The organism is Coleofasciculus sp. G3-WIS-01 (assembly GCF_040223135.1).
Classification (GTDB): Bacteria; Cyanobacteriota; Cyanobacteriia; order Cyanobacteriales; family Coleofasciculaceae; genus Coleofasciculus.
Genome location: NZ_JAVJZI010000176.1, coordinates 17,375 through 27,147 on the forward strand (window position 1 = coordinate 17,375; position 9,773 = coordinate 27,147).

5 protein-coding genes are annotated in these 9,773 nt (G+C 44.6%); 3 read left to right on the forward strand and 2 right to left on the reverse strand.

Features of this window, described 5'->3' with window-relative positions:
- Positions 1-51 precede the first annotated feature (51 nt).
- On the reverse strand, positions 52-2,073 hold the full coding sequence (locus tag RIM23_RS17305; protein WP_446368418.1) for a caspase family protein: 2,022 nt from the start codon (positions 2,071-2,073) through the stop codon (positions 52-54).
- 164 nt (positions 2,074-2,237) lie between these two features.
- Between RIM23_RS17305 and RIM23_RS17310 the strand changes: the two genes are divergently transcribed.
- Positions 2,238-2,654, forward strand: a complete 417-nt coding sequence (locus RIM23_RS17310) for a hypothetical protein (protein WP_446368419.1) — start codon at positions 2,238-2,240, stop codon at positions 2,652-2,654.
- A gap of 310 nt (positions 2,655-2,964) precedes the next feature.
- Here the strand turns inward: RIM23_RS17310 and RIM23_RS17315 are convergent, their stop codons facing one another.
- The gene (locus RIM23_RS17315; RefSeq protein WP_006104592.1) at positions 2,965-3,126 is read right to left on the reverse strand and encodes a ribbon-helix-helix domain-containing protein; all 162 of its coding nucleotides are present in this window, start codon (positions 3,124-3,126) and stop codon (positions 2,965-2,967) included.
- Positions 3,127-3,600: 474 nt separating this feature from the next.
- Here RIM23_RS17315 and RIM23_RS17320 point away from each other — a divergent pair, with 474 nt between their 5' ends.
- Together RIM23_RS17320 and RIM23_RS17325 are read left to right on the forward strand one after the other, a co-directional pair.
- Positions 3,601-6,675 (forward strand): CHAT domain-containing protein, encoded by a 3,075-nt coding sequence (locus RIM23_RS17320; protein ID WP_446368420.1) that lies wholly within the window; start codon positions 3,601-3,603, stop codon positions 6,673-6,675.
- A gap of 771 nt (positions 6,676-7,446) precedes the next feature.
- The coding region (locus RIM23_RS17325; protein WP_446368421.1) for a two-partner secretion domain-containing protein at positions 7,447-9,773 on the forward strand (2,327 nt) is incomplete at its 3' end.

Here is a 9,773-nt window from a genome sequence, read left to right on the forward strand (position 1 = left end):
AGTGTACGTCTATCAGAGTTGTGATTAGTGATAGGGGAAGAAGGGAAGAGCTTACTGTTGACCATTCTGCCACCGTGCGATCGCCTGCTGCGCGGCTTGGTATGATGGAGTCCCCGGCGGAACTAAGGCGGCGGTTTGTCTAGCCAGTGACAACTGACCCCGCCATGCGCGGGAATTGGCGATTAAATAAATCTGGCGACTCCATTGGTTAATTAACTGTTGCGCTTGAGCATAACCCGGTTGACCGACGGGAATTTGACGCAAGGTATTAATCGCGCGATTATAAGAAGAGGCTTGATTTTGTCGCAGTTGCTGTTTAGCGGTTTGAATAAGCCCTTGGTTTTGCTGCTGCTGTTGGGCTTGAGTCTGCCAGGTTTTAACCGCCGACTGCGCCTGATTATAAATCGAGGGATAGGTAGAAGGAACTAATTTTGCCGCCGCGATCGCAGAAGCAAAATTCCCTTGTTTGGCACGTCCTTCGGCTAAATCGAGAATCACCAGACTCCAGCGCTGGATATCCTGTTGCGCCTCCTGGTAAAGGGGTTCATCGGGTTGAATTTTCTGGGCTTGGGCGATCGCTTGACTGAAGAGTGAGGCTTGATTGGGTTGGATTGTGCCTTTGGCTTGTGCCAAAATTCGTTGATTTGCTTGCACCAATTCTGGATCAGAGGGCGAGGGTGAGTCTAGGGGCTGTTCCCTGGGCTTAACCTCAGAAGTCGGTGCGATAGCCTGATTTTCCACGGGTGAGGGGGGAAGCGGCGAAGGGGTAGGTTCAGGTGAGGCGACGGGAGTTTGACCCACTGAACCGACAATCTCTTCATCGGCGTTGGCTTGGGTTTCTGGTACAGACTCGATAATCTGGGGACTTGTCTCAGTTTGGCGGTTGAGAATCCTGAGAGTGACTAGCATCAGTACCAAAACCAGTATCAGTCCACCCACTCGCAGCAGCCATTGTTTCCATTGATTGTCTGGCTTATCCTCCTGTGAAGCTGAATCAGGCGCTTTAACCAAAGCTTTTATTGACTGGGGATGTTGATCAAAACCCGTGGGTATTAACGAGTTGGTCGGTTTTTTGTCCGGTATGGCAACGGCATACTTGGAGACAGGGACTGTTGCGCCATTATTAGTAGAGGCTTCCTGATAGGCGGACTTGCCATTTGTCGGGTCACCCGATGTTAATGTTGAGGCAATGGTTGTCGCCGTTTTCTGTTCAGCTGAAGCGGACAGGGAGAGGGGCAAAATGAGTTGTTTTCGGGTTGCCTGTGAAGGGATGATCACTAAAGGCGTCTGTATGGGTCGCCAGTGGTGTTGACTTAACTCCGGTAAGCGATCGCGTAAATACTGCTCTAAGTTTGCCAGGGTTATATCCCTTTGATAGTAGCCCAGAGCTTCCAGTAACCCGGTGGTAAACAAACCATTCCGCACCGCCGTCGCTTCGTGGGAAAATTGCCCCAGTTGACTCGAGAGGATCAGGGTAATTCCCATCTGACGGGCTAATTCCACAGTTTGGGCACCAACAGGTTTACCGGCTTGCAGTCCAGGCGATCGGTTAATATCCAGCAGAACCAGCAGGTTTTCATCCCCTTGAGGCTGAAGAGAACTCAGTAGCGATCGCATTGATATCCCAGTCCGAGGAATATCCTGTGGATTCCCATCAATGGGCATCAGGTAATCGGTTTGTTGCCAACAGACACCATAGCCACTGAAAAAGAACCACCGCCAACGCCTCGACGAGGAATTTTTGCCGTTCGTCGGGGAGGGTTGGCGAATCGCGTCCAGCCAGCGCCAAATATTGTCCTGAGTGGGATAGGTGGATTGGCGATCAATCAGGGGTGAATGATCGGTTAGTAATAAATAATCCTGGGATGACCCCTCCGCTTGCTGCACCAGAAACTGCCACAAGGCTTGAGCATCCGCCTGTCCATAGTTCAAGGGCGGTAAAAACTGATAGCGATTGATGCCAATTGCAACACAAGCGTAATTTGCCATGGGGAGAGGGTTTTCGACGTTGGCGGCGGGAACTTGGTCAGGTTTGCCATCGTCTTGTATGACTAATGTTTCAGTCTTGATCAAGACGTTTTGGACACAATCATTCTATTACTTCCGCTACCCTTGCGCCAGGATAACCCTCAAATCGTCTCCAACGGGAAGATTTAATCAAAATCTGCCTTTGCAGGTTATCTGATCAAGCTTGTGCTGTTAGAATTTCTGTTTCATTCAACTCCTCGTCTACCCCAATGATCCAGTCAATTGCCCGAAAACAAATTGCGCCCCTCGGTTTATGGGTTTTGTTCGGTTGTACCAGTATCAGTTGGCTGATCACAGCCGCGATCGCTCCTGAGATGGCTTGTGCTTACACAGCGCGAGTGGAAGTGCCTCTGAACAGTCAGCCAGAGGAAACTTACGCCAACTTTCTCCGCCGCGCTGAAGCCGTTGCTCGATCCGCCGCACAACGCAGTTTCGATGGCGATATTTTGGTCACTGATGTCGCCGTGACGATTGTTGGGCAACATAATAACGCGATCGCCCCCATTTTGTTGCTACAAGTGAGTCGTCAGAACTGGAAACGACGTCCTATTGTTTCGTTTTGGGCAACCTATTTCCCTGGTACTCAATCCCTGCTAGAGTTTAACCAGCCAGTCCAGTCGAACTAGCCCGCCTAGCCTGAGCCTAATCAGTAAACAGAGAGAGGGCTTGTGCATGATGTTTGAGGTCGCGTGCTAGTTCCTCAAACCTCATACCCAAGCCCTAAACCATTCAGGTTCTGATTTGTCCCTACATGCTATTGTGTCTTCTGAGGATGGGTTCTAGCCTCAGCAAAACTTCTTAATCTTTTACGTCAATTGGCTGATAGATGGCTATCCAAAACTTTGACGTTTTCAACTTTCAGAACTCACCGCGACCATAAACTACCGCCACAAAACAAAACTGCCCAACCTGTCGGCTTTTCTCGCGCCGGCTGCACTAATTCGATTGGTTTTGTTGTTGTTGACGCTCTTTGACAGCCTGAGTTAACAAATAGGTCGCTAGGCTACTCAGTGACCGACTTTCTTCCTCTGCCCACTGTTCTAAGGCTCTCTGGATTTCTTCCGGTAGATAAGCCGTGACCCGCCCTTTTAGTTTCATCAGCCCTAAATCTTAATGCTTCAACATATTCCAGTATATAATTTTTCACTGTTTATTGCACAATCTAACTTTGTTATACATTAAAATAACATAATATAACGTAAATTAGTGCTGGGAGAGAAGCGAGTACGAGCAACACTCAACCTGGATAGTGGAAAACTTGTGCTGCGAAGGTTCAGTCATCCGAAAATTGCCAAGATATCCACGGGACAAATTCAGCCAAAGGGAATGCGCCTCAAAAGTCCCACAAGTCTGATAATTATTTATAATATTTTTAGGGGCGACTAAAAAAAACAATATCGCACTTTAATTCTAGGGCTGTAGCTTCACAAAAAATCTAATTTATTAAGCTTATATGAAGTAGAATCATGAATCAAACTTGCTCTATTAATTGCTAAAATATGAGGAAACCCAAGAGCTGATAAAACCGTCATCAATTCTGATTAGTCCTGACCCTAAAATAGGCAACAACCAATGACATACAAGATGAACACAACAGTATTGACAAATTACTGGCTGGTGGTTGCCAATCTATTCGCCATGACCAAGAAAAAAGGTAAACGAATCCAGTATCTACTGTTGACGTTACTCCTAGCGGGTTTACCAACGGGGGGGTTAGCTCAATCGGTTGTTGAAGCGCCAGATGGGACGGGAACGGTTGTCACATCCAATGGCAATCAGTTTGACATCACTGGCGGGCAACCCTCTGGGGATGGCGCAAACCGTTTTCATAGCTTCAGCGAGTTTGGTTTAGACGCAAACCAAACCGCTAATTTTATTTCTGATCCTAGTATCAAAAATATTCTGTCTCGTGTGACAGGTGGCGACCCTTCCGTCATTAATGGGTTGCTGCAAGTGACTGGAGGAAATTCTAATCTATTTTTAATAAATCCTGCGGGTATTGTATTTGGTGAAAATGCCCAACTTAATGTTCCCGCATCCTTTACCGCTACAACCGCTACGGGTATTGGCATTGGAGATAATTGGTTTAATGCGATCGGGTCAAATGACTATACGGCTTTAGTTGGAGAACCTAACGCCTTTGCCTTTTCAACATCTCAGACACCAGGAGCCATTGTCAACGCGGGGTTAGAAGTAGAAGAGGCACAAAGCTTAAACTTATTCGGTGGCACCGTAGTTAGCACTGACAACTTGGAAGCACCCGAAGCAGAGATTACCATTGCCACTGTTCCTGGAGAGAGGATACTGCGGATTAGTCAGCCCGGAAATGTGCTGAGTTTAGAGGTTCAGCCATCGGCTTCTGTACCCCTTACTCCCCTAACTTTACCGCAGTTATTGACAGGTAGTGGTCAAATTCCTGGTCTAGAAGTGGATAGTGATGGACAAGTAACACGAGTGGGATCTAATATTCCAACCCAAAATGGTATTCCAATCCAAAATGGGGATATCAATGTCGGGAATATCGACACGTCTGTTACTGGCAGAGATGATGCTGGTTCCGTCGTATTATCTGCTCAAAGCAATCTTACTGTTGGCGATATTACTACAACAGCCGTGGGTCAAGGTGATTCTGGAAATGTAACGTTGTCTGCTCAAGGCAGTATCTACCATGGCACCATAGATGCTACTCATACAGGTAATCCAGGTCAGGGTAATCAAGGTGTGGGTGAGGGTGCTATTACTTTAACAACACCAGGAGAGACTACAACCGAAACAGGTTTTGTGGAAGCCGACAATCTAGGTGTGACCATTATTGAGCCTATCAATAACAACGATGATGATAATGATATGGATGATAACATCGACGATGATGATGATGGCATCGACGATGATAATGATATGGATGATAACATCGACGATGATGATGATGGCATCGACGATGAAAAAGAGCAAAATTTACCTCAAGTCCTAATCTATCAAAGATCGATAATTGATGAATTCCCTTCAAAGGATATACTTCCTAATCAAAACTATACTCCCGGTAATATTTTAACCGTTGATGCAGATGCTACTCCGACTACAGTTTCAGATAGTGAAGATTCAGGCACGAGTACCCCAACGACTGCTAATGAGGGGAATCAATCCCCAACTGGCGGCAATCAATCTACTGCCACCCAAGAGCCATCCAACACAAACAGTTCTGCCAATTCAACTCAAACAAATCCTGTCGGTGAGATAGACAACAATCAATCTACTACCACCCAAGAGCCATCCAACACAAACAGTTCTGCCAATTCAACTCAAACAAATCCTGTCGGTGAGATAGACAACAACCAATCTACTACAACCCAAGAGCCATCCAACCAAAACCCGCCAATAGATTCAACTCAAACGAATTCTGTGGCTGAGTTTGAAGAAAAATTCACGCGGCAATTCGAGGAATATTTAGAGCTACCGGGAGATATTTCCCTGAGAACCCTAGCAGAAAGCCGGGAAATTCTCGCTAATACTGAAAAATCAACTGGAGCTAAACCCGCACTCATCTATGTCGGTTTTGCTCCCCAAACGATTACTACCGATGGGGCAACAAATGTACCCTTCCCAACTCCAAGTCCTCAAGATCAGTTAGAAATACTGCTGGTAACTGCTCAAGGAACCCCAATTCGCAAAAAAGTAGAAGGAGTAACCCGTGAGCAAGTCCTGAGAGTTGCTAATGAATTTCGTTTGCAAGTCACCAATGTTCGTAGCCAAAAGGGTTATGTCGTGCCGGGACAGCAACTCTATAACTGGTTGGTGAAGCCGTTGGAAGATGAATTCCAAGGTCAAGGAATCGAAAATCTCATTTTCCTCCTCGATACTAACTTGCGCTCCGTTCCTTTGGCAGCACTCTATGATGGTGAACAGTTTCTCATCGAAAAGTACAGTGTTGGCTTAATGCCGAGTCTTAGCCTCACCGATACCCGTTATGAGCCGATTACCAACATGGAAGTTCTGGCAATGGGAGCATCGCAATTTACAGACCAAAAGCCATTACCTGCTGTGCCAGTGGAGTTATCAGAAATCACCCAAGATATATGGCAGGGGAAATCGTTTCTCAATGAATCCTTCACGGTGAATAACCTAAAAGAACAGCAAAACCGTCAACCCTTCGGCATAATTCATCTGGCAACCCATGCTAATTTTGTGCCAGGAGAATTGAGTAACTCCTATATCCAATTTTGGGATAGTAAACTGCGACTGAATGAACTGTCTCAGTTAGGCTTAAACAACCCAACGGTAGAACTATTAGTCCTAAGTGCTTGTCGCACGGCGTTAGGAAATGAGGAAGCGGAATTAGGCTTTGCTGGGTTGGCAGTTAAAGCGGGCGTCAAGTCGGCGGTGGGTAGTTTGTGGTATGTGAGTGATGAAGGAACCTTGGGATTGATGACTGAATTTTATCAGCAGCTCAAACAAGCTCCGATTAAAGCAGAAGCCATACGCCAAGCTCAATTAGCCATGCTCAAAGGGCAAGTTTATACAAAAGATGGAAAACTGATTACAACTGAGGAAATGATGTCTTTGCCACCAGAACTTGCCCGGTTAAGAGACCAAACTTTTGAACATCCTTACTACTGGAGTGCTTTCACAATGATTGGTAGTCCTTGGTAAAGCCAAAGTATGGAGTATAAAGGTCACAGGTTCTTATCTAGGGGCAGGTTGAGGCACTCAAATAAGCTTGTTCCTGAATAATTTTGACCTGATTCAATTGAAATAGTAGCAATTATAGATTGCCTAAATTAAATTTATGGCACACATCGGGGCGTCCCTACACATAATCTGTGTTGCACTGACCAAAACTCCTATACATTTTACAGAAATAAAATATTTAGCAGATTTAAATTAAATTTTGATAAAGTTCATAGAGTTTGCCAGGAAAATGTTATAATCAAAAAAACATTGTTGTTTAGATAGTCGGGGAATTAATAAGGCTACTAGATGTTGGATTTCTACATCTAACAATTCTCAGCTTAATAGCTTAGGTAAACTCACTGATGAAAATTGGCAGAATATTTAATGGCAGTGAAAAGCTATCCGGAAAGAACTCATAACTCTTGAAGGATCAAGTGAATTCATTAGCAACGGTGTGAAAAAGAGCTGTAAAAACTGAAATTAATTCAGTCAATTCAATGGTTTACATTCGATACCCCGATAACCTCTACCCTTTTTTATCGTTTTGTTCTCTAAAAGCAAAGAAAATTCGGTGAAGGTTGTTCAAATGTAAGTCAAGGTTGAATTGACTCAATCTAGCCTTAAGTTATCAGGCTGCAACCCATGAATCAGAGGAAAATAGCTGTGTGGTTGACAAAGCATGGATGGCAAGTTATTGAACTATTGAAGTGGCTAACAGAAAACAGTAGTATAAATAACCTTTTACTGTGGATGTTAGTTGTGACTTTTTTTCCCACTGGAGTTAAAGCGCAATCCGTTGTGCCAGCGAATGATGGAACGAATACTCAAGTAAACGTCAGTAGTGACCAATTTAATATTACTGGCGGTCAAACCTCTGGAGATAGTGCTAATATTTTTCACAGTTTTAGTGAGTTTGGTTTAGACGCAAACCAGACGGCTAATTTTATAACGAATCCCACTATCCAGAATATTTTATCCCGTGTGACGGGGGGAAATGCTTCACTGATTAACGGGTTGATTCAGGTAACAGGGGGCAATTCTAATCTGTTCTTGATTAATCCGGCTGGGATTGTGTTTGGTCAAAATGCGCGGTTAGATGTACCTGCATCCTTTACGGCGACGACGGCGACGGGGATTGGGTTTGGGGAGAATTGGTTTAGTGCGATCGCGTCTAATGATTATACCTCTCTTGTCGGTCAGCCAAACGCTTTTACGTTCAATACTTCCCACCCTGGGGCGATTGTTAATGGGGGTAATTTGAATGTTGGCAAAGACTTAAGCTTAATTGGTGGTACAGTGGTGAGTACAGGAAACCTTGAAGCCCCGAATGGACAGATTACCATTACCACAGTTCCTGGTGAAAGTACTGTCCGCATCAGTCAACCTGGACATTTGCTGAGTCTCGAAGTTCCGGCGGAAGAGACACCGATTACTCCTCTATCTTTACCAGAATTGTTGACGGGTTCCGTTGAGGTTCCAGAACTTGAAGTGAATAGCAATGGAACGGTAGCACTTTCAGCGTCGGGTATGCCGATTGAAAATGGGGATATCGTTGCTAAAAACGTGATTTCTCAGACAGCAACCTTATCTGCACAGCATAACTTAACCTTGGTTGAGAGTCAGTTACAAACCACAGGTGACTTAAATTTATTGGCACAAGATACGGTGCGCGTGCGAGATAGTTCGACGAATCCCTTCCTTGCCCAAGCTGGGGGAAATCTTTATATTCAAGGGAATAATACCATTGATATTTTGGCATTAAATCATCCCCAAACCCCTTTTCAAAGTGGCGGTAATCTCAGTTTAGTCAGCGATGGGGATATTTCTGGCGATGCTCATTTTACCAGTGGGGGAAGTTTCTCGCTTCTGAATTTAGCAGGTAATCCGGGTAACTTTTTTAGTTATTTTGATCCGATTATTAGTTCCAATGGTGATGTCACATTCGGTAATTATACGGGTGTAGCCCTTAAAATAGAGTCTACGGGCAGTATTACTGGTGACAATATCAAAATTACCGGACCTGATACGTCTTTAGTCGGTTCTGATCCTGATATTGCAATTTTGACCAGTTTTCCAGCTTTAATATTGCGGGCGGGATTGAACTCATTAACCAATTCTCCTAATATTTCAGGACAAACAGTTTTTACCTCGACAGGAGTCACTTCATCGCCCGGAAACATTAATGTCAACAATGTCGATACATCAAATACAGATCAACAAAACTCAGGCGGTGCTGGTCCTGTAATAATGCAGGCTTCTGGTGATATTACGACGGGCAGTATATCCACTAGCGATCAGGGATTGGGTAATGCGGGTTTAGTCAGACTGCAGACTCCTGGCAATATTACTATCAACGGTAATATTAATACAAGCGATCAGAGTGATGGAGATTCAGGTTCTGTCGAGTTATTGGCGACGTCTGGTAATATTACAATTGGCGATGTTTCAACCAGCGATCAAAGCCAAGGGAATTCAGGTTCTATTGACTTAACCTCTGGGGGTAATATTCTCGCTGGTAGTATAGATACAGGTGAGTTTGGACCGGGTAATTCTGGTAGTATTACCTTAGTTGCTGGGGGTAACATTACCCATGGAGCTATCAATCAAAATGCCCAACCTCCTGGCTCTCAAGGTCAATTTACTAGCAGCCCCAATACAGTTATCACTGCTCCAGGGATAAATCCAGGGACAACCCCTACAAATCCAGGGACAACTCCCCTAATTTCTCTGCCAAATAACCTAATTATAGACATACTACTTAATCCCATTGTTGATAGGGACGAAGATCTACTCATTGATCTGGAGCAACCTATTTCTGGAGAAGAAACCCCAATTATCACTTACACCAGAACTCCCATTAACCCAGAAGGTAATCAAGATAACTCAGACGAGACTAATACCATTCCTCCAGAAGATAATCTAGAGAATCCTGAGGATACAACTTCCATTAACCCAGAAGATAATCTAGAGAATCCTGAGGATACAACTTCCATTAACCCAGAAGATAATCTAGAGAATCCTGAGGATACAACTTCCATTAACCCAGAAGATAACTTAGAGAATCCTGAGGATACAAC